Origin of the sequence: Streptomyces chartreusis NRRL 3882 (assembly GCF_900236475.1) — a bacterium.
Taxonomy (GTDB): domain Bacteria; phylum Actinomycetota; class Actinomycetes; order Streptomycetales; family Streptomycetaceae; genus Streptomyces; species Streptomyces chartreusis_D.
On sequence record NZ_LT963352.1, the window covers coordinates 2622761 to 2642182 of the forward strand.

Consider the following 19422-nt stretch of genomic DNA (forward strand, 5'->3'; position numbering starts at 1 on the left):
GGAAGCACCATACGGCAGTTGTCGTAGATGTACCGGAGCCGACTGTGTCCTTTGACACGGTCGGCCAAGGTGTTCATAACGTTTCGGCAGAGGAATCCGGTGGTACGGCCACGCGTCGCGCACATCCGGTCTCGCTGCGCGCACAATCGCCCCGCCTTTTGGCGGGGCTCGCTCTTTATGACCGTTTTATCTGGGGCTTACATCCCTCGGAATCCCCACCCCGGACTGTTTGGAAGAGCGCAGGTCGTCGTGCTGGAATGCCTGAACTGCCCAATAGTCAATGGCGCACACGTCAGTCGATGGCGTACCGGGCTCTGAGAAACTGCGGCACAACGTTGGTGCCGACCGCCGAGAGGTTGTTGGTCGAGTGAGGCGAAGCAAGAACAGTCCCGAGCCGTCGGCCCGGGGCAACTTCACCCCGCCGCCGCGCACAGCGGCGCCCGCCCCCGTGCCCGGTTCGGAGCCGACGGCCGCGCCCGCCCAGAGCGGCGGCCGTCTCTCCCCGCGCAACTGGCGTGTGGCGACCAGGCTCAACGCGATCCTGCTCATACCCGTGCTGGTCGGCCTCGTCATGGGCGGCTTCCAGGTGAAGAGCTCGATCGACACCTGGCAGGAGGCCGAGGACGCGGAGAACACCGCGCGTCTGGTGCGGGCCTCCCTGCTGTACGCCAACGCCCTGTACAACGAGCGCGACACCTCCGCGGCGCCCCTGCTGAAGGGCAGCGCCCAGACCGCCCAGGACAAGGCGACCGTCGCCCAGGTCCGCAAGGCCACCGACGAGGCGGCCGACGCCTTCGACGCCGCGGCCCAGAACATGCCGGCCAAGCCCGGCCTGGAGCGCCGTCTGAAGCTGTTCCGCGAGGCGGAGCCGAAGCTCCAGACGCTGCGCCAGGTCGCGTACACCTCCAAGCTCAAGGGCGTGCAGACCGAAGAGGGCTACGTCGAGGTCGCCCACCCGCTGACGGAGTTCGCCAACGAGCTGGGCCTCGGCACCGGCAACATCACCAGCTACGGCCGGACCGTCTACGCCATCGAGCTCACCAAGGCGGCCCTGTCGCTGCAGCGCTCCATCGGCATGCACATCCTGACCAAGCCGGGCCCGGACGAGGGCAACCTGGCCAGTCAGCGCATCGCCCTGTCCTCGTACGCCTACCTCGAGCGCATCGCCGTCGAGGAGTACATCGGCGGCGGTACCGAGGAGGACGCGGCCAAGCTCAAGGCGGCCGAGGCGAAGATCAGGACCGACGGCGCCGCGCTGGCCCGGGAGGCCAAGGCCAAGAACCCGGACTACGTCGCCCCGCCGTCCAAGCCGGAGACGATGGTCTCCGCCGTCGCGACGCTGCAGACCACGGACCCGAGCGCCCGTGCCGCCCTCGCCGAGAGGGGCATCACCGCCGAGAACTGGTGGGCGGTCAACACGCTCAAGTTCAACGCCTACGAGAAGATCGAGGCGGACATGGCCGACAAGGCCGTGAGCGAAGCCTCCGACATCGCCGACGACGCCCAGCGCGACGCCTACATCACCGGTGCCGCCGTCGTGGTCGCGCTGCTCCTGGCCTTCATCCTGGCCGGCGCGGTGGCCCGCCAGATGAGCCGCTCGATGCGCCAGCTGCGCAACGCCGCCTTCGGCATCGCCGAGCAGCGCCTGCCGATGCTCGTCGACCAGCTCTCCCGCACCGACCCCGGACGCGTCGACACCCGCGTCCAGGCCATCCCGATCACCACCACGGACGAGATCGGCGAGGTCGCCCGCGCCTTCGACCAGGTCCACCGCGAGGCCGTCCGGCTCGCCGCCGAGCAGGCGCTGCTGCGGGGCAACATCAACGCGATCTTCACCAACCTCTCGCGCCGCAACCAGTCGCTGATCGAGGGCCAGCTGACCCTGATCACCGACCTGGAGAACAACGAGGCCGACCCGGACCAGCTGGAGAACCTCTTCAAGCTGGACCACCTCGCGACCCGTATGCGCCGCAACGGCGAGAACCTCCTCGTCCTCGCCGGTGAGGAGCCCGGCCGCCGCTGGGACCAGCCGGTCCCGCTGGTCGACGTGCTGCGCGCCGCCTCCTCCGAGGTGGAGCAGTACGAGCGCATCGAGCTGTCGGGCGTCCCCGAGGCCGAGATCCACGGCCGGGCCGTGACCGACCTCGTGCACCTGCTCGCCGAGCTGCTGGAGAACGCGACGACGTTCTCCTCCCCGCAGACCAAGGTCCGTGTGACCGCCACCCGTCTCCCCGACGGCCGGGTCATGATCGAGATCCACGACAAGGGCATCGGCCTGACCGCCGAGGACTTCGCGGACATCAACCACAAGCTGGCCAACCCGCCGACCGTGGACGCCGCGATCTCGCAGCGCATGGGCCTGTTCGTGGTCGGCCGGCTGTCCGACCGGCACGGCATCCGCGTCCAGCTGCGCCCCTCGGGCGAGCAGGCCGGCACGACCTCGCTGGTCATGCTGCCCGACGCGATCACCCACGGTGGTGGCGGCGAGCAGCACGTGGACCGTGACGAGTTCACCGTCTCGCAGATCATCCCCGAGCAGAACTTCGGCGGCGGCGAGAACTTCAGCCAGCAGCCCATGCGCACGGCGGCGGAGCTCGGCTTCGACGACAGCCGCTACGCCGACGTCCCCGACGACATACGCGAGCTGGACCCCGTCGGCCGCTCCCTGATGCGTGAGGAGCGCCGGGCGGCCCTGGAGGCCCAGTCGCACGGGCAGCCCGCCCTGCCCGGCCAGAACGCCCAGGAACAGGCCGAGACGTCCGGGTACGCCGAGGAGTTCCACGGCCGGCAGGGCTACGACACCGGCCAGGGCTACGACACCGGCCAGACCGGATACCCCGACCAGCCCGCCGCGTACGACCGTCAGGCACCGTACGAGGAGCAGCAGCGGGCGTCGTACGAGGAGCAGCGGCAGACGGCTTACGAGGAGCCGCAGCGGGGCGCGTACGACGAGCAGTACTACGCGCCGAACGGCGGTCTGCCGCAGAACGACACCTTCTCGCCGAACGGCGGCTACCCGGACCCCTCCTCCTATGCGGAGCCGGCGCAGGAGGAGCACTCGGCGCCGGGCTCGGGCGGGCCCGGCAGCTTCCCCGCCTTCGAGCAGCGGCGCCACCAGGACGACTGGCCGCAGCAGGACGGTTACCAGAACGGCTACCCGAGCCAGTACCCTTCTCAGGCCCAGGAAACGGAATCCGCGCAGGCCGCTGACGCGAGTGAGCAGGACCGCGTAGGCTTCGACCGTCCGGGACCGGCCCACTCCGCCGCACCCTCGCTGACCGACGCCGGGCTTCCCCGCCGCGGGTCCGCCGCGAACGGTGCGAACGGCGCGGGCGGCGCCCGGCACGCGAGCCAGGAGCCTCCGGCCTCGGCCTCCACCCCGGAGAGCAACGGCGACAGCGACTGGCGCTCGGCGAACGACGAGCGGTGGCAGCAGGCCTCGCAGCTCCGGAAGCCCAAGGCGGGCGGGGTCACCTCCTCCGGCCTGCCGAGGCGGGTGCCCAAGGCCAACCTGATCGAGGGTTCCGCCGAGAGCACTCCCCAGGGAGGCCCACAGGTCTCCCGCGCCCCGGAGGACGTCCGGGGCAGGCTGAGCAACCTGCGTCGCGGCGTACAGCGCGGACGCAACGCAGGCAGTGAAACGAACGGCCAGGGCTTCGGTCCTGACAGCACCTACAACCAGGAGCGTTAGTGTGAGCCCGATGAGCCAGGCGGCACAGAACCTGAACTGGTTGATCACCAACTTCGTGGACAACACCCCGGGGGTGTCCCACACGGTGGTGGTCTCCGCCGACGGACTCCTTCTGGCGATGTCCGAAGGCTTCCCCCGCGACCGCGCCGACCAGCTCGCGGCCGTCGCCTCCGGTCTGACGTCTCTGACGGCAGGCGCCTCCCGGATCTTCGAGGGCGGAAGCGTCAATCAGACGGTTGTGGAGATGGAGCGGGGATTCCTGTTCATCATGTCCATCTCCGACGGCTCGTCGCTCGCGGTTCTCGCACATCCGGAGGCGGACATCGGCCTCATCGGATACGAGATGGCGCTGCTGGTTGACCGAGCCGGTACGGTCCTGACACCGGACCTTCGCGCGGAGCTCCAGGGGAGCCTGCTCAACTAACAGACGGACGGTGCGTTTTGGCGTCCCGTGGCCGTAAGGTTTCGGGACGCGGCTCCACAGCGATGGGTGCCAGGCACAGTCGGAGGAGGAGAAAGTGGCAACACCCCCAGGCGGTTCGTCTTCGGGCAACTGGTCGTACGGCCCTGCCCAGGGCCAGGGCGACGGTGGGCAGAACCCGAACCGTTACAACTTCCCCTCCGCACCGAGCCACCGGCAGCCGTACGCGCCACAGGGCCCCGGCCCGTCGCCGTACGACCAGCCGCCGGCCCCGCGCATCCAGCCCGTGCAGCCGCAGCGCCGCACCCCAGAGCCGGCGCCCGCAGGGGCGTCGAACAACCCGCTGGTGCGTCCGTACGCCATGACCGGTGGCCGGACCCGCCCGCGTTACCAGCTCGCCATCGAGGCGCTGGTGCACACCACTGCGCAGCCGCACCAGATGCAGGGCCAGTTGCCCGAGCATCAGCGGATCTGCAACCTCTGCCGGGAAATCAAGTCGGTCGCCGAGATCTCGGCGCTCCTCACGATCCCCCTCGGCGTGGCCAGGATCCTCGTCGCCGACTTGGCGGAGGCGGGACTGGTCGCCATCCATCAGCCCGGCGGCGACGAGAACGCCGGCGGCCAGCCAGACGTGACACTGCTCGAAAGGGTGCTCAGTGGACTTCGCAAGCTCTAGCGGCGGTCCTTCCCGCTCCACCACCTCGGCGAAGATCGTGGTGGCGGGTGGCTTCGGCGTGGGCAAGACCACGTTCGTCGGGGCCGTCTCGGAGATCAACCCGCTGCGTACCGAGGCCGTCATGACGTCAGCTTCGGCCGGCATCGACGACCTCACCCACACCGGGGACAAGACGACCACGACGGTCGCCATGGACTTCGGCCGTATCACCCTGGACCAGGACCTGATCCTGTACCTGTTCGGTACGCCGGGACAGGACCGCTTCTGGTTCATGTGGGACGACCTGGTGCGCGGCGCCATCGGCGCGATCGTGCTGGTCGACACGAGGCGTCTCGCCGACTGCTTCCCGGCCGTCGACTACTTCGAGAACAGCGGCCTGCCGTTCGTGATCGCGCTGAACGGCTTCGACGGCCAGCAGCCGTACACGCCGGACGAGGTCCGCGAAGCCCTCCAGATCGGCCCCGACACGCCGATCATCACGACGGACGCCCGCCACCGCGCGGACGCGAAGTCGGCGCTGATCACGCTGGTCGAGCACGCGCTGATGGCCCGCCTGCGGTAATCGGCACGTTCGCCTCGCGGCCCCCGTTCCTCCTGTGGGAGGAGTGGGGGCCGCAGGTGTTTCACGGAAGGGGGGCGCGATGGCGGCGGCGTTGCGGCTGGGCACGACCGTGGCGAAGACGGCGGCCGACCTGTGGCTGGGCGGCAGGCGGCGGCAGCAGGAGCGGCATCTGTCGTTGGCGGAGCTCTCACCGACGCCGTCTTCGACCGGCTGGAGCCGTATCTGGAGCACGAGATCCGGGGGCTGGACGAGTCCGGCAGGCAGGCCGTGATCCCGAGGCGGAGTCCCGGCTGTACGAGGTGCTGTTCGCCGAGTGCGGCGAGCACTACGTGCGGATCGTGCGGAGCCTGCCGGTGTTCGAGGAACGGGCGGCGGCCGAGCTGCTGGCCCGGACGGTCACGCTCGGCGCGGAGGTGGCCCGGCTCCTGGAGCGGCTGCCGGACGGCTCCCTGCTCGCGCCGCTGCCTGCCGGATCTCCGCGAGCTGCGCCTCGGCCCGCAGGTGAACTACCTCAGCCTGCTCGAATTCGACGCCTCCCTCGACTTCCGCTGACAGCGACGGCCCCGCCCTCCCGGAGGAGAACGGGGCCGTCAGCGCGTTGGAAGGGTCAGCGCCAGCTGTGCGGGGCCCTGAAGCCCGGCTCGCGTTCCAGGCGGCGCCAGCCTGCCTTGATGCGGCCTCGGTGGGCCGGGGTCGGGTCCGTGGGGCGGGCGGCGGCGCGCGCCAGGAGGATCGCCGTGATGGCGGCGACTTCCTCGGGCTCGGCGTGGCCCTTCTCGACGCGGATGTCAGGGATGTCCATGGGTCTCAGTCTCCGTGGATGAGATGTCCGCCAGGTTACTGCGGAGGGTTGCCGTGCTTGCGGGAGGGCAGGTCGGCGTGCTTGGTCTGGAGCATCGCGAGGGACTTGATCAGCACCTCGCGGGTTTCCGCGGGGTCGATGACGTCGTCGACCAGGCCGCGCTCCGCCGCGTAGTAGGGGTGCATCAGCTCGGACTTGTACTCCTTGACCATGCGGGCCCGCATGGCCTCGGGGTCCTCGGCGTCGGCGATCTGGCGGCGGAAGATGACGTTGGCCGCACCCTCCGCGCCCATGACGGCGATCTCGTTGGTCGGCCAGGCGTAGGTGAGGTCCGCGCCGATGGACTGGCTGTCCATGACGATGTACGCACCTCCGTAGGCCTTGCGCAGGATCAGCGAGATCCTCGGCACGGTCGCGTTGCAGTAGGCGTAGAGGAGCTTCGCGCCGTGGCGGATGATGCCACCGTGCTCCTGGTCGACGCCCGGGAGGAAGCCGGGGACGTCCAGAAGAGTGACGATCGGGATGTTGAAGGCGTCGCACATCTGGACGAAGCGGGCCGCCTTCTCGGAGGCCTCGATGTCCAGGACACCGGCGAGCACCTGCGGCTGGTTGGCGATGATGCCGACGACCTGGCCGTCCATCCGGCCCAGCGCGCAGATGATGTTGCGGGCCCAGCGCTCGTGGACCTCCAGGTAGTCGCCGTCGTCGACGATCTCCTCGATGACCTTGGCCATGTCGTACGGCCGGTTGCCGTCCGCCGGGACCAGGTCCAGGAGGACGTCGCTGCGGCGGTCGGCGGGGTCCGTCGACTCGGCGCGGGGCGGGTTCTCGCGGTTGTTCTGCGGGAGGAGGGACAGCAGGTAGCGGACCTCGGCGATGCAGGTCTCTTCGTCGTCGTAGGCGAAGTGGCAGACGCCGGACGTCTCGGCGTGGACGTCCGCGCCGCCGAGGCCGTTCTGGGTGATCTCCTCGCCGGTGACCGCCTTGACGACGTCGGGGCCGGTGATGAACATCTGCGAGGTGTCACGGACCATGAAGACGAAGTCGGTCAGGGCCGGGCTGTAGGCCGCGCCGCCCGCGCACGGGCCGAGCATCACCGAGATCTGCGGGATGACTCCGCTCGCCCTGGTGTTGCGCTGGAAGATGCCGCCGTAACCGGCGAGCGCGGAGACGCCCTCCTGGATGCGGGCGCCCGCGCCGTCGTTCAGGGAAACCAGGGGCGCACCGGCCGCGATGGCCATGTCCATGATCTTGTGGATCTTCGTGGCGTGGGCCTCGCCCAGCGCACCGCCGAAGATGCGGAAGTCATGGGCGTAGACGAAGACCGTCCGGCCCTCCACCGTGCCCCAGCCGGTGATCACACCGTCGGTGTACGGCTTCTTGGCCTCCAGGCCGAAGCCGGTGGCCCGGTGCCGGCGCAGCTGCTCGACCTCGCGGAAGGAGTCCGGGTCGAGGAGGAGTTCGATGCGCTCCCGCGCGGTCAGCTTGCCCTTGGCGTGCTGCGCCTCGGTCGCCTTCTCGCTCGGTCCGGCCACCGCCTGCGCACGGATCTCGTGCAGTTCGGCCACGCGTCCGCGCGCGTCGGTCGGCTCACCCGGCGCCTCATCCAAAACGGTCATGTAGCGACCTTACGAAGCCAACCAAGGAATGCGGGCCGTCGACTCCTCACAGTCTCCGGCGTGTTTTCCTGGTACCCCTGAACAGAACCATGGCGGGGTGCAGCCCTTCTGACTGCTCAGAGGGCGGGTTGCTTGTAGGGGTCCGACAAAGCCGTCAGGCGAGAGTCACCTCACAGACGTGGGTGGCGCATGCCTCCCCGGGGGTGACGCGCACCCGCAGCCGGTGGCCTGTGGAGAGTACGTCGACCGTCTCGTCCGTGTGGGTGACCCGGCGGACGGGGCGGTTCCAGGTGATCTCCAGCGGTTGCCCCGTGCGGGGCGGTTCGCTCACGCAGAGGGTAGCCGTACGGCCCCGGCGGACGGTCAGCACGCTCGCGCCGGCGGATGCGGTGAGCGGGCCCGCCGTGCCGGCGCGCCAGAAGTTCGCGGCGGTCAGGCCGAGCGAGGGCACGCCGACCGCCTGACGGCCGGCGTCGTTGGCGAGGACCGACATCCAGTGACGGTCGGCGGCGCGGCGCGCGACCGCGCGGCGGGACGCGCCGGGCATGAGGACGTAGGCGTACGTGGCGTCCTCCGGGTCGGTGCCGTGGTCGATCCAGAGGGTCTGCCAGCGGCGGGTGCGCCGCTCCCTCGTACCGCCGGTGTTGATGTCGGACCAGGCGCCGGTGCGGTCCTCGCGCAGCGCCTTCGGCTCGCCGTCGAGCAGGATCCAGCCGCCGTGGTCCTCCAGGTGGGCCCAGTCCGGGCCCCGTACGAAGGTCTGGGTGCCGTTCTCGCCGAGGTTGCGGTTGTCGACGACCGTCTCCACCGGGACGCCGTCGGCGCAGCTGATCCCGGCGCCCAGGCAAATCACCGCGTCCGCGACGAAGAACCAGGACTTGCGGGCCTGGAGCGTGGAGCCGAGGCCCTTGAGGTGCTGGCCGAGCGCGGCGTACTCGCCGTCGGTGGTGCCGCCGACCCAGCGCGCGTCCGGGCGGGCCGTGCCCCACTCGCCGCCTTCCCGGTCGGCGAGGCGCTTGGTGGAGACGGTGGTGCCGGGCAGGCGGTACCAGTCCACGGTCGGCCAGAACCAGTCCGTGTACTGGTCGCTCGCGCCGGCCCACCAGGAGACCATCCCGGCGCCCGTGTGCCAGCCGCGCGGGTTCTCGCCGTTGCCGCACTCGTAGTGGGCGATGCGGTCGCTGGCCATGGCGAGGTTCACGGTGAAGCCGGGGCGGCGGTGGACGGCGCGGTCCATGGCGGCGAAGAGGCGGTGGCCGGTGGGTTCGGGTGCGGCCGGCCCGGGCGAGGCGGCGATCGCGTGCAGCCGGGCCAGGTCGGCGACGCCGAACTGGCGTGCCGTCAGGACCGGGGTGACGGTGTCCCGTTCGATCCAGCCCTTGACACGGGCGTGCCAGCGGTCGCGTTCCGCCGGGCTCGCCCCGGCCGCGAGGAGCGCGATGGCCGCGATGAGCTGCCGGCCGTGGAAGTGGTCGCTGCGCATGACCTTGCGGTCGTCCGAGGCCAGGAGTCCGCGGCTGATGGCGCGGCCGTTGACGCTGTCCATGACGAGCCCGTCGAGGATGAGCGGTGCGTAGGCGTGCTCGACGCTGTCGAGGACGATCTGCCGGTTCGGGTCGGTGACCTCCCAGTCGGATCCGGCGAGCAGGGCGAAGAGGCGGCCCAGGCCGTCGAGCACGACCTGGCCGTAGGTGCCCGAGTAGGCGACCCAGCTGTGCTGGACGAAGGAGCCGTCGGCGTAGAGGCCGTCGCCCCGGGTGACGTACGCGAAGACCGGGGAGAGCGCGTCGCGGGCGAGGGCGATCTTGGCCGGGTCGCGGCCCAGGACGCCGCGCAGGGCGACGGAGCGGCACAGGTCGACCCGGTTGGCACCGGTGGACGTGCCGGAGTAGTCGCCGAGGGCCGAGTCGGGCACGAAGTGGTCGACGGCGGCGCAGACGGCCCGGATCCGGGCGTCGCCCAGCTGGTCGTACAGGGCGGCCGTGATGTCGGTGAGCAGGCGCGGGCTGCCGATCTGCCATTCCCACCAGTTGCCGTAGCGGGTGGTGGCGGGGTTGTAGACCGTGGCGGAGAGGTGGTCGAGGCCGCGCAGGACGCCGGTGAGGAGGTCCGGGTCGGCGGTCGAGCCGGTGCCCTGCTGGACGTAGGCCTGGGTCATGGTCCACAGGCGGCTGTAGCTCATGGTGATGCCGGCCGGCGGGTCGAAGGGGTGGCCGGGCCAGAGGGAGTCCGCCGCCGGGGCCATGGTGGAGAGCAGGGCGCGGGCGAGTTCGCCGGTCTCGGCGAGGCGGGAGGCGTACGGCTGCGCGGCCGGGTCGTAGCCGGTGCCGAGGGCGATGGCGAGCCAGCGCCGGCGGAGGGTGTCGTACGGGTCGGCGCCGACGTCGGCCTCGGGGCCTTGAGCGTCGGCGCCGCGGGGCCCGGGCGTCGCGCCGCCGGTCGCCGCCAGGGCCGCGGCCGCGAGCAGCATGGCGCGACGGCCGGGGCGGAGAGGGGCGGCGGCCTCTGCCGTACGGCGGGAGAAGACGCGACGCTGGGGAGTCATGCCCATGCCCTACCACGGGGAGGCGGTCACCTGAACGGAGGATCCGGCCGGAGTGACCCGAACGGCGGAAAGCGCCCCACAGGTGGGACCGGGTCAGCCGAAGCGGTTCAGCAGGCGTCTGAACACCCCCGGGGCCAGGGCGCGGAGGCGGTCCGGGAGGGCCAGCCAGGCGGGGACGTAGACCTGGTCGCGGTCCTCGCGCACGGCGTCCCAGACGGCGCCGGCGACGCGGCCGGGCGAGACCTTCCGGGGGTGGGAGCGGTCGTAGGGCTTGCCGCGGCGGGCGAAGAAGGCCGTGTCGACGGGCCCGGGCACCACGAGGGTCACGCCCACGCCCGTGCCGCGCAGTTCCTGGCGCAGCGCCTCGGAGAAGGCGGCCAGGGCGGCCTTGGCGGCGGAGTACACCGCTTCCTCCCGTACACCCACGCAGCCCGCGATCGAGCCGATCAGCACCACCCGGCCCTGCCCGGCCGCGATCATGGAGGGCAGCACCTCGCGCACGAGGTGGAGCGTGGCGTTGAGGTCCAGGGTCAGCACCCGGTCGATGTCGGTGTGCGGCATGGCGGCGAACGGGCCGGCCCAGCCGATGCCCGCCCCGGCGACCAGGACGTCGACCCGTCCGGTCCTGTGCAGCGCGGACTGGGCCAGCAGGCGCGGACCGTCCGGGGCGGCGAGGTCGGCGGGCAGCACGACGGCCGAGGTGCCGGACGCCGTCCGCTCCAGGCGGTGCCGGTCGCGCCCGGTGAGGAGCAGCTGCCAGCCGTCCATGGCGAACCGCCGTGCCGTGGCCGCCCCGATGCCCGAGGAGGCCCCGGTGACGAGGGCCACGCGCCGGTCCAGCCGCCGCGGCGGCCCGTGCTCGCCCGCCGGGGAGGGGGCTGCAGGGCGGCGTGGGGCGGCGCCCGCCGGTGGGTCGTAGGCCGAGCCGGAGCCGGTGAGTGTCATCGGTCGGTCTCCCTGCGCTGTACGTCCGCCGTGGTCTCGGCTGTCGCCGTGCGGTTCCTGGGAACGGAACCTCGTCTGTCTCCATGCCGGTCCCTTGAAACGGAACCTCGTCTTCCAGGACACCGCCACCGCGGGGTCCCGCGCCAGTGCTGAGGCCGTCGCGGCGGGCCCGGCTCACCGTCCGGCGGGCGCGCTGCGTGGGGCGGTCTACGGGCCGGGCCCCCGCGCACGGGATGCGAAAGGACCACCCCTGCGTGCCGCCCGGTGCCGCCAGGCGGCGGTATGGGCGGTACACGGACCGGCCGCGCCGGGTTACGTAGGGGGCACCCGTGTCAGGTACGGCTCCCCGACGAGGTGACCATGCGCGTGCTGCTCGTCCATCCCAGCGCCCTGATGTACTCCGAGATCTTCCTGCGGCTCGAGCCCCTGGGCCTCGAACGCGTGGCGGGCGCGGCCCGCGACGCCGGTCACGAGGTGCGGGTCGTGGACCTTCAGGTGCTGAGCCGCAAGACGCTGCGCGGCGAGGTCCGGTCCTTCCGGCCGGAGGCCCTCGGCATCTCGCTGAATTACCTGGCGAACATCCCGGAGGCGATCGAACTGGCCGCGGAGGTGAAGCGGGCGGTGCCGGGCTGCTTCGTGTTCCTGGGCGGGCACAGCGTTTCCTTCGTCGCCGAGGACGTGCTGGAGCAGGCCGAGGGGGCGGTGGACGCGGTGGTGCGCGGCGAGGGCGAACCGGCGATCGGGCCGCTGCTGGAGGCGGTTCGTGACGGGGGCGTGGCGGGCGTGCCCGGCGTCGTCACGGCCGCCGGCCGGGGTCCCGCGCCGCTGATGCTGCACGGCATCGACGCGCCGCTGCCCGCTCGCGACCTGATGCGCGCCCGCCGGCGGTACTTCATCGGCGAGCTGGACCCGTGCGCCTCCATCGAGTTCACGCGCGGCTGTCCGTGGGACTGCTCGTTCTGCTCGGCGTGGACGTTCTACGGCCGCAGCTACCGCAAGGCGTCACCCGAGGCGGCGGCCGAGGACCTGGCGAACATCCGGGAGCCGAACGTCTTCATCGTCGACGACGTGGCCTTCATCCGGCCCGAGCACGGGGACGCCATCGCGGCGGAGGTGGAGAGGCGGCGGATCCGCAAGCGCTACTACCTGGAGACCCGCAGCGACGTCCTGCTGCGCCATCCGGAGGTCTTCGAGCGGTGGGCCCGGCTGGGGCTGAAGTACATGTTCCTCGGGATGGAGGCCATCGACGCGGAGGGCCTGGACCTGTACCGCAAGCGGGTCAGCCCCGACGAGAACTTCCGCGCCCTTCAGACGGCCCGCCGCCTCGGCATCAAGGTCGCCATCAACCTGATCGTGGACCCGTCCTGGGACGAGGAACGCTTCCGGGTGGTACGGGACTTCGCGCTGGCGGTGCCGGAGATCGTCCACTTCACGGTGATGACGCCGTATCCCGGTACGGAGATCTGGCACACCGAGTCGCGGCGCCTGACCACCCGTGACTACCGCCTCTTCGACATCCAGCACGCGGTCGTGCCCACGACGCTCCCCCTGGAGCGCTTCTACGAGGAACTGGTGCGCACCCAGGCCGTCATCAACCGCAAGCACCTGGGCCTGCGCACCGCCGTGGGAGCGGCCCGGGTCCTGACCGGCAACCTGCTGCACGGCCAGACGAACTTCGCCCGCATGCTGTGGAAGTTCAACCAGGTCTACAACCCGCGCCGGCAGTTCGCCGACCACGGCCGGCCGGTGCGCTACGAGCTGCCCCTGCCGCAGCACCTCGACGTCGGCGACCGCCGGGCGCTGTACATCCACACCCGGGGCGCGACGCAGGGCGCGCCGTCCCGGCGGACGACCGACTAGCTCCCCGCACCCGGCATGCCGATCGCGGTCCTGGCCTCCCTCACCGCCGGCGTCTGCTTCGCCGTGGCCGGAGTGCTCCAGCAGTGGGCCGCGGGCGGGCGCCCGGACACCGAGGCGCTGTCGCCGCGCCTGCTGGCCCATCTGGCCCGCGATCCCGTGTGGCTGGGCGGCATCGGACTGGCCGTGCTCGCCTACGGCTTCCAGTCGCTGGCACTGGCGTACGGGCCGCTCAGTCTGGTGCAGCCGCTGATCGTCGCCGAGCTGGTCTTCGCCGTACCGCTGTCGGCGTGGCTGCACCGGATGCGGCTGGGGTACCGCGAGTGGTTCGGCACCCTCGCGGTGGCGGCCGGGCTGGTGCTGGCCCTGGTCTCGGCCCGACCGCACGGTGGGCGGCCGGATGCGGCGGACTTGCTGTCCTGGCTGCTGGTGCTGGGTGCGACGGCCGCGCTGGTGTGCTGTGCGCTGGCGACGGCACGGCTGCTGTCCGGCCCCTGGCGGGCCTCGGCGACGGCGCTGGCGGCGGGGGCGGTGATGGGCACCCAGTCCGTCCTCCTCGCGGCGACGGTGGACCGGCTCCGCCACGGCCTGCTCGCGGCGCTGGCGGCCTGGCAGACCTACGCCCTGATCCTCGCCAGCATCGGCGGCCTGCTCCTCATCCAGAGCGCCTTCCAGCAGGGCCCGCTCGCGGCGAGCATGACGGTCCTGGACGCGACGGAGCCGGTGGTCGCCGTGACGGTGGGCACGGCGGTCTTCGGCGAGACGATCCACACGGGGTGGCCGGTGTCGGCCGTGACGGTGACGGGGTTGGCGCTGGTGGCGGCGGGGATCGCGAGGCTGGATTCGTCGCCGGTGATCGCGGCGTTGCGGGGGCGGGGAGCCGGCGAAGGGCGGTGACGTGCGGCGCGGGCCGCGGGGACGGTGACCGGTGAACGTCAGGGGCGCGGCCGTACGCCCGGGAGCCAGGCAGGGAGGAGGTCTTCCGTCAGGACGCGGTCCCAGGTGGGGTGGGTGTCGCGGGCCGTGGTGGCCGCGTGGCGGCGTACCGCCGAGAGCAGGCGGGGGTGGCCGAGGAGCGTGTCGAGGGCGTCCGCCCACTCCCCCGGGTCGTCGTGGCGTACGACGATGCCGTCCCGGCCCGGTGCGGTCAGCCACTGTGTCGTGCGCGCGCCCTCGGGCAGGACGACCGCGAGGCCGCTGGCCATCGCCTCGGCGACGACGTTGCCGCAGGTCTCCGTACGGGACGGGAACGCGAAGACGTCACAGCCGGCGTACACCCGGGCCAACCGGTCCTGCGGGAGCGGGCCGAGGAGGCTGACGCCGGCGCCGAGGGCGCGCCGGACGGGCCCGGCCTCCGCGCCGGAGCCGGCCATGACGAGGTGCACGGCACGCCCGCGCTCCCGCAGCAGCCGCACGCTCTCGGTCAGCAGCGGCACACCCTTGGTCGCGTCCAGCCGTCCCGCGAACAGCACCAGCGGACGGTCGGCCGGCACGCCGTACTCGCGGCCGAGCCGGGCGCGAGCGCCGGGGTCGGGTCGGAAGCGCTGGTGGTCGATGCCGCGGCGCAGCAGGGCGACCCGGTGCGGCCCGAGGGCGCGGGCGAGTTCGGCCCGCTCGGCGGGGGTCGGCACCAGCACGCGTTCGCAGCCGTCCAGGAGCCGGTCCCGCCGCCGGCGCAGCCGGCTCTCGGCCAGGTCGGCGAGGAACTCGCCCGGCGCCGGGTGGTCGCCGGGCAGCCACCGGCCGACCAGGTAGCGGGCGTACACCGAGGCCAGCAGCGGGACGTCGGTGTGTACGGAGGCGAGCAGCCGGGGTGCGGGGACGGATCGGCGGGCGCGACGGACGGCGGTGGTGGCGAAGGCGAAGCAGTGGGTGAGGTGCCAGACGTCGTGGCGCGGCAGCAGGGCCGCGAGCCGGGGGTGGTAGGGGGCGAGGTCGGTGACGTCCTCGGCGCCGTCGGCCGAGGTGAGGGCGGTCGTGCCGAGCACCGGGCGGAGCGTGACGATGCGCACGCGCGGCGAGAGGACGTCCACCCGTTCGCGCTTGCCGAGGAAGTAGACGGTCAGGTCGAGACCGGCCCCGGTGCCGTCGGGCAGTCGTTCCGGGAGACGGGCGGCGCTCTCCGCGAAACGCTCCCAGGACTTCACATGGCCGCCCGACGTACTGCTCCGCAGCAGCTCGACCAGGACCGCGACCGAGGTCATGATCGCTGGGTACCACTCACGCCGCGGACCCAATCGCGACACATCCGCGAATAATGTTGAACGTTGAACGGAATAGGTCTACGGTGGGTCGCGTTACATAGTTCAACGTTCAACATTCCTCGCAGGAGGCGTACCCCATGAGCATCTTCAGCCGCAGCAACACCGAGACCGCCACGACCGACGCCGCGCGTCCGGACCTGGCCGCCCTGACCGGCGACTACACGATCGACCCCGCGCACTCGACGATCGGCTTCGTCGCCCGGCACGCCATGGTCACCAACGTCAAGGGCAGCTTCCAGGACTTCACGGGCACGCTCCACCTCGACGGCACCGACCCCTCGCGGTCCACGGCCTCCCTGGACGTCGTGATGGACAGCATCGAGACGGGCAACGCCGACCGCGACGGCCACCTCAAGAGCTCGGACTTCTTCAAGGCGGACGAGTTCCCCACCATGACGTTCCGCTCCACGAAGGCGGAGGCCCTCGGCGGCGACGAGTACCGCATCACCGGCGACCTGACGATCCTCGGCACGACCCGCCCGCTCAGCATCGACCTCGAGTTCAACGGCGCCGCGAAGGACCCCTTCGGCAACGAGCGCGTCGGCTTCGAGGGCAAGGCGGAGATCCTGCGCTCCGAGTGGGGCCTGACCTGGAACGCCGCCCTGGAGACCGGTGGCGTCCTGGTCTCCGACAAGATCAAGCTCAACTTCGACGTCTCGGCGATCAGGAACGCCTGACCCGGGCACGCCCGACCGACGGCCGTGCCGTACGAGCCCCCGGCCCGTGCGGCATGGCCGAATCGGGCCCCTTGTGCGAGGGCTCTCGGCGTTCCCATAATCCAGCAGCTGAATTTTGACCGGTCCATGCCAGCAGGGGCCGTTCTTTTTATGGTCGCTGCTGTCATGCACTCGTCAATCTGATGCTTCGGTTGCACGTCTCCCCAGGTCGACCCCCCACGGAAGGCATCACGTTGAAGAGACTCCTCACGGCCCTCAAGAGATGCGCGGTCCTCGGGGCCGCCGCCCTCGCGATCGCCAGCCTTCAGCCCGTCACCGCCGCGCAGGCCGCCCCGTCGCCCGTCGTCGGCGGGACGCGGGCCGCGCAGGGCGAGTTCCCGTTCATGGTCCGGCTCTCCATGGGCTGCGGCGGCGCGCTCTACACCCAGCAGATCGTGCTCACGGCCGCGCACTGCGTGGGCGCCTCCGGCAACAACACCGGCATCACCGCCACCGCGGGGGTCGTCGACCTCCAGTCCACCAGCGGCCGGGTCCAGGTCCGCTCCACCAAGGTGCTCCGCGCCCCCGGCTACAACGGCACGGGCAAGGACTGGGCGCTCATCAAGCTCGCCCAGCCCATCAACCTGCCGACCCTGAAGATCGCCACCACCACGCAGTACAACACCGGTGACTTCACCGTCGCCGGCTGGGGCGCGAACCGTGAGGGCGGCGCCCAGCAGCGCTATCTGCTGAAGGCGACCGTGCCGTTCGTCAGCGACGCCGCCTGCAAGGCCTACGGCGGTCTCTACAGCGGCCTCGTCGCGAACGAGGAGATCTGCGCCGGCTTCGACGCGGGCGGTGTCGACACCTGCCAGGGCGACTCCGGCGGCCCCATGTTCCGCAAGGACAACGCCGGCGCCTGGGTCCAGGTCGGCATCGTCAGCTGGGGCGAGGGCTGTGCCCGGCCCGAGGCCCCCGGCGTCTACACGGAGGTCTCGACCTTCGCCTCCGCCATCGCCTCGGCGGCGTCGACACTCTGACCCGCCCCACAGTTTGCGGGCCCGGTGCCGTACGGTGCCGGGCCCTTCGCTCTGACCTACCGGGCCCTCCGGCCGGCCTCCAGCTTCGCGACCGCCGCCGCCACCTGTGCCGCCCGGCTCCGCGGGGTCCGGGCGCGCAGCACACCGAGCATCGCCAGGTACCGGTCCGTCCGCCCGAGCGCCTCGAAGGCCGCCGCGGCCCGCGGGCTGCGCTCCAGTGCCGCCGCGAGCTCCTCCGGGACCTCGGCCTCCTGCTGGGACGCGTACGCCGCCTCCCACCGTCCGTCCGCCCGCGCGGCCGCCACCTCCGCGAGCCCGCCGGGCCGCATCCGCCCGGCGGCGGTCAGCTCCTCGACCCGCCGGACGTTGACCATGGACCAGAGGCTGCCGGGACGCCGTGGGGTGATCCTCTGGAGGTAGCACGACTCGTCGAGTCCCTTGCGCTGCCCGGTGATCCAGCCGTGGCACAGCGCCACGTCGTTGACGTCGGCGGCGCTGACCGAGGGGACGCCCGACCCCTTCTTGGCGACCTTGACCCAGAGGCCGGGGTGCGGGGCGGGGTGTGCGGTCAGCCAGGAATCCAGGTCGGCGACGGTCGCGAAGGGGAGAGGGTCTCCGGAGGCGGTCATGGCACCACCGTAGGGACCGGGTAGGACGGATTCCGTCCGCTAGGCGAGCAGCGCGCGTGCCTGTTCGCGGGCGTGGGCGATGGCGTCCGGGAAAATGCCCAGGCCGTGCGCGACGAGCGCCCCCTCGTGCAGCAGCATCAGCGCCCGGGCCAGGGCGTCGGCCCTCTCCGGGTCGATGTCCGAGGCGAGGCGGGTGAAGAGGCCGAGCATCCACTGCTTCTGCCCGGTGATGACCGGGTGGGCCGGGTGGGCGGGGTCGCTGATCTCCGCGTGGGCGTTGACCATGCTGCACCCCTTGGGGCTGAGCTCCGCGGCCCATGCGCGCGAGGCGTCGAAGACCGCCAGGACGCGCTCGCCCGGCTCGGGCGGGGCCGCGTCCAGGCGTTCGGCGAGGAAGGCCCGCCAGCGCTCGTCGCGGTCCGCGAGGTACTCCACGACGATCTGCTCCTTGGAGCCGAACCGGTCGTAGAGGGTCTTCTTCGTCACCCCTGCCTCGGCGGCGATGAGGTCGACTCCGACGGCGTGGATGCCGCGCTCGTAGAACAGCCGGGCGGCCGCTGCCAGGACGCGACGGGCGGCGGGCGTCATCGTGATCCGGCGCGGGTGGTCGGCGGTGGTACCCATGGCACCCGAGTATACCGATCTGTATAGTGGGCGGGGAACGGTATACCGATCTGTCTACTGGTTGTGATGTCCGTGAACATCCTGCTCTCCGTCGCCTTCGTCCTCTGCTGGAGCTCCGGGTTCATCGGGGCCAAGCTCGGCGCGGGCAACGCGTCCGCGATCACGGTCCTGATGTGGCGGTTCCTGCCGCTGGCCGTCGTCCTCGTCGCGGTCGCCGCCCTCACGCGCACGGCCTGGCGGGGGCTCACCGCCCGGGACGTGACCCGGCAGGCTGTCATCGGCGTGCTGTCGCAGAGCGGCTATCTGCTCAGCGTCTACTACGCCATCCAGCTCGGCGTCTCCAGCGGCACGACGGCCCTGATCGACGGTGTCCAGCCCCTCGTCGCCGGAGCCCTCGCGGGACCGCTGCTGGGGCAGTACGTGTCGGGACGGCAGTGGATCGGCCTGGGTCTGGGGCTGAGCGGCGTCTCGGTGGTCACGCTGGCCGACGCCGCGGCCGGGACCGGCGTGGCCTGGTGGGCGTACGCCGTCCCGCTGCTCGGCATGCTGTCCCTGGTCGCGGCCACGTTCCTGGAGAGCCGGTCCCGCTCGCGGGTCGCTCCCTCGGTGTCGCTGACCGTCCACTGCGCCACCAGCGCCGTCCTCTTCTCCGTGCTGGCCCTGAGCACCGGGGCCGCCGTGCCGCCCGCCGGGGGCGGGTTCTGGGTGGCCGTCGCCTGGCTCGTGGGGCTGTCCACGTTCGGCGGGTACGGGCTGTACTGGCTCATCCTGAAGCGCTCCGGGGTGACGAAGGTGAACACGCTGATGTTCCTCATGGCCCCGGTCACCGCCGTCTGGGGTGCACTCGTGTTCGGTGAGCCGTTCGGCGTGCAGACCGCTCTCGGCCTGGCCGTCTGCCTCGCGGCCGTGGTCGTCGTCCACCGCGGTGGCGGCCGGAAGGACCCGGCCGTGACCGCCGCCCGGGGCGAGCCGGAGGAAAACCGGTGGACCCGGGCCCCCGGGCCCGCCTAACGTCACCCCCGTGTCCAGCCCCGAGGCGTCCAGAGTGCGGCCACCGGCTCTCCGGTGGCTGTTCGTGATGCCGGGCCGCT

The 19422-nt window shown here is 71.9% G+C and carries 17 protein-coding genes; 10 read left to right on the plus strand and 7 right to left on the minus strand.

What is annotated here, in order from left to right; all coding sequences use genetic code 11:
• Nucleotides 1-367: 367 nt before the first annotated feature.
• From SCNRRL3882_RS11540 to SCNRRL3882_RS42405, 5 genes are all read left to right on the plus strand, one after another.
• Entirely contained in the window at nt 368-3691 is a 3324-nt protein-coding gene (locus tag SCNRRL3882_RS11540) for a nitrate- and nitrite sensing domain-containing protein (protein ID WP_010044610.1), read from the plus strand.
• Nucleotides 3692-3701: 10 nt separating this feature from the next.
• A complete protein-coding gene (locus tag SCNRRL3882_RS11545; RefSeq protein ID WP_004983065.1) occupies nt 3702-4115 on the plus strand; it encodes a roadblock/LC7 domain-containing protein in 414 nt (137 codons plus the stop codon).
• 94 nt (nt 4116-4209) lie between these two features.
• On the plus strand, nt 4210-4788 hold the full coding sequence (locus SCNRRL3882_RS11550) for a DUF742 domain-containing protein (RefSeq protein ID WP_029181511.1): 579 nt from the start codon (nt 4210-4212) through the stop codon (nt 4786-4788).
• On the plus strand, nt 4769-5350 hold the full coding sequence (locus SCNRRL3882_RS11555; RefSeq protein ID WP_014675207.1) for a GTP-binding protein: 582 nt from the start codon (nt 4769-4771) through the stop codon (nt 5348-5350). The genes SCNRRL3882_RS11550 and SCNRRL3882_RS11555 overlap by 20 nt, the downstream gene beginning before the upstream one ends.
• 79 nt (nt 5351-5429) lie before the next feature.
• Nucleotides 5430-5621: a hypothetical protein gene (locus SCNRRL3882_RS42405; RefSeq protein WP_010044619.1), complete on the plus strand. Its 192-nt coding sequence runs from the start codon at nt 5430-5432 to the stop codon at nt 5619-5621.
• Between the two features lie 336 nt (nt 5622-5957).
• Here the strand turns inward: SCNRRL3882_RS42405 and SCNRRL3882_RS11565 are convergent, their stop codons facing one another.
• The 4 genes from SCNRRL3882_RS11565 to SCNRRL3882_RS11580 all read right to left on the minus strand — a co-directional run bounded on the left by SCNRRL3882_RS11565 (nt 5958) and on the right by SCNRRL3882_RS11580 (nt 11261).
• Entirely contained in the window at nt 5958-6152 is a 195-nt protein-coding gene (locus SCNRRL3882_RS11565) for an acyl-CoA carboxylase subunit epsilon (RefSeq protein WP_010044621.1), read from the minus strand.
• Between the two features lie 35 nt (nt 6153-6187).
• The gene (locus tag SCNRRL3882_RS11570; protein WP_010044623.1) at nt 6188-7771 is read right to left on the minus strand and encodes an acyl-CoA carboxylase subunit beta; all 1584 of its coding nucleotides are present in this window, start codon (nt 7769-7771) and stop codon (nt 6188-6190) included.
• A 154-nt stretch (nt 7772-7925) separates the two neighbouring features.
• Nucleotides 7926-10316: a polysaccharide lyase 8 family protein gene (locus SCNRRL3882_RS11575; RefSeq protein ID WP_050810301.1), complete on the minus strand. Its 2391-nt coding sequence runs from the start codon at nt 10314-10316 to the stop codon at nt 7926-7928.
• Nucleotides 10317-10409: 93 nt separating this feature from the next.
• Nucleotides 10410-11261, minus strand: a complete 852-nt coding sequence (locus SCNRRL3882_RS11580; protein WP_010044628.1) for an SDR family NAD(P)-dependent oxidoreductase — start codon at nt 11259-11261, stop codon at nt 10410-10412.
• Between the two features lie 360 nt (nt 11262-11621).
• Here SCNRRL3882_RS11580 and hpnR point away from each other — a divergent pair, with 360 nt between their 5' ends.
• Together hpnR and SCNRRL3882_RS11590 are read left to right on the plus strand one after the other, a co-directional pair.
• On the plus strand, nt 11622-13121 hold the full coding sequence (gene hpnR, locus SCNRRL3882_RS11585) for a hopanoid C-3 methylase HpnR (protein ID WP_010044629.1): 1500 nt from the start codon (nt 11622-11624) through the stop codon (nt 13119-13121).
• A gap of 15 nt (nt 13122-13136) precedes the next feature.
• Entirely contained in the window at nt 13137-14015 is an 879-nt protein-coding gene (locus tag SCNRRL3882_RS11590; RefSeq protein WP_010044630.1) for a DMT family transporter, read from the plus strand.
• Between the two features lie 38 nt (nt 14016-14053).
• Here the strand turns inward: SCNRRL3882_RS11590 and SCNRRL3882_RS11595 are convergent, their stop codons facing one another.
• The gene (locus SCNRRL3882_RS11595; protein WP_010044631.1) at nt 14054-15322 is read right to left on the minus strand and encodes a glycosyltransferase; all 1269 of its coding nucleotides are present in this window, start codon (nt 15320-15322) and stop codon (nt 14054-14056) included.
• Between the two features lie 137 nt (nt 15323-15459).
• Here SCNRRL3882_RS11595 and SCNRRL3882_RS11600 point away from each other — a divergent pair, with 137 nt between their 5' ends.
• Complete coding sequence (locus SCNRRL3882_RS11600) at nt 15460-16059, plus strand: YceI family protein (protein ID WP_010044634.1); 600 nt, start codon at nt 15460-15462, stop codon at nt 16057-16059.
• A 233-nt stretch (nt 16060-16292) separates the two neighbouring features.
• Complete coding sequence (locus SCNRRL3882_RS11605) at nt 16293-17078, plus strand: S1 family peptidase (RefSeq protein ID WP_010044636.1); 786 nt, start codon at nt 16293-16295, stop codon at nt 17076-17078.
• A gap of 56 nt (nt 17079-17134) precedes the next feature.
• Here SCNRRL3882_RS11605 and SCNRRL3882_RS11610 read toward each other — a convergent pair whose 3' ends face one another.
• The gene (locus SCNRRL3882_RS11610; protein ID WP_010044638.1) at nt 17135-17707 is read right to left on the minus strand and encodes a YdeI/OmpD-associated family protein; all 573 of its coding nucleotides are present in this window, start codon (nt 17705-17707) and stop codon (nt 17135-17137) included.
• A 39-nt stretch (nt 17708-17746) separates the two neighbouring features.
• Nucleotides 17747-18331: a TetR/AcrR family transcriptional regulator gene (locus tag SCNRRL3882_RS11615; protein ID WP_010044640.1), complete on the minus strand. Its 585-nt coding sequence runs from the start codon at nt 18329-18331 to the stop codon at nt 17747-17749.
• A gap of 72 nt (nt 18332-18403) precedes the next feature.
• Between SCNRRL3882_RS11615 and SCNRRL3882_RS11620 the strand changes: the two genes are divergently transcribed.
• Nucleotides 18404-19342 (plus strand): DMT family transporter, encoded by a 939-nt coding sequence (locus SCNRRL3882_RS11620; protein ID WP_050810302.1) that lies wholly within the window; start codon nt 18404-18406, stop codon nt 19340-19342.
• Nucleotides 19343-19422: the final 80 nt, after the last annotated feature.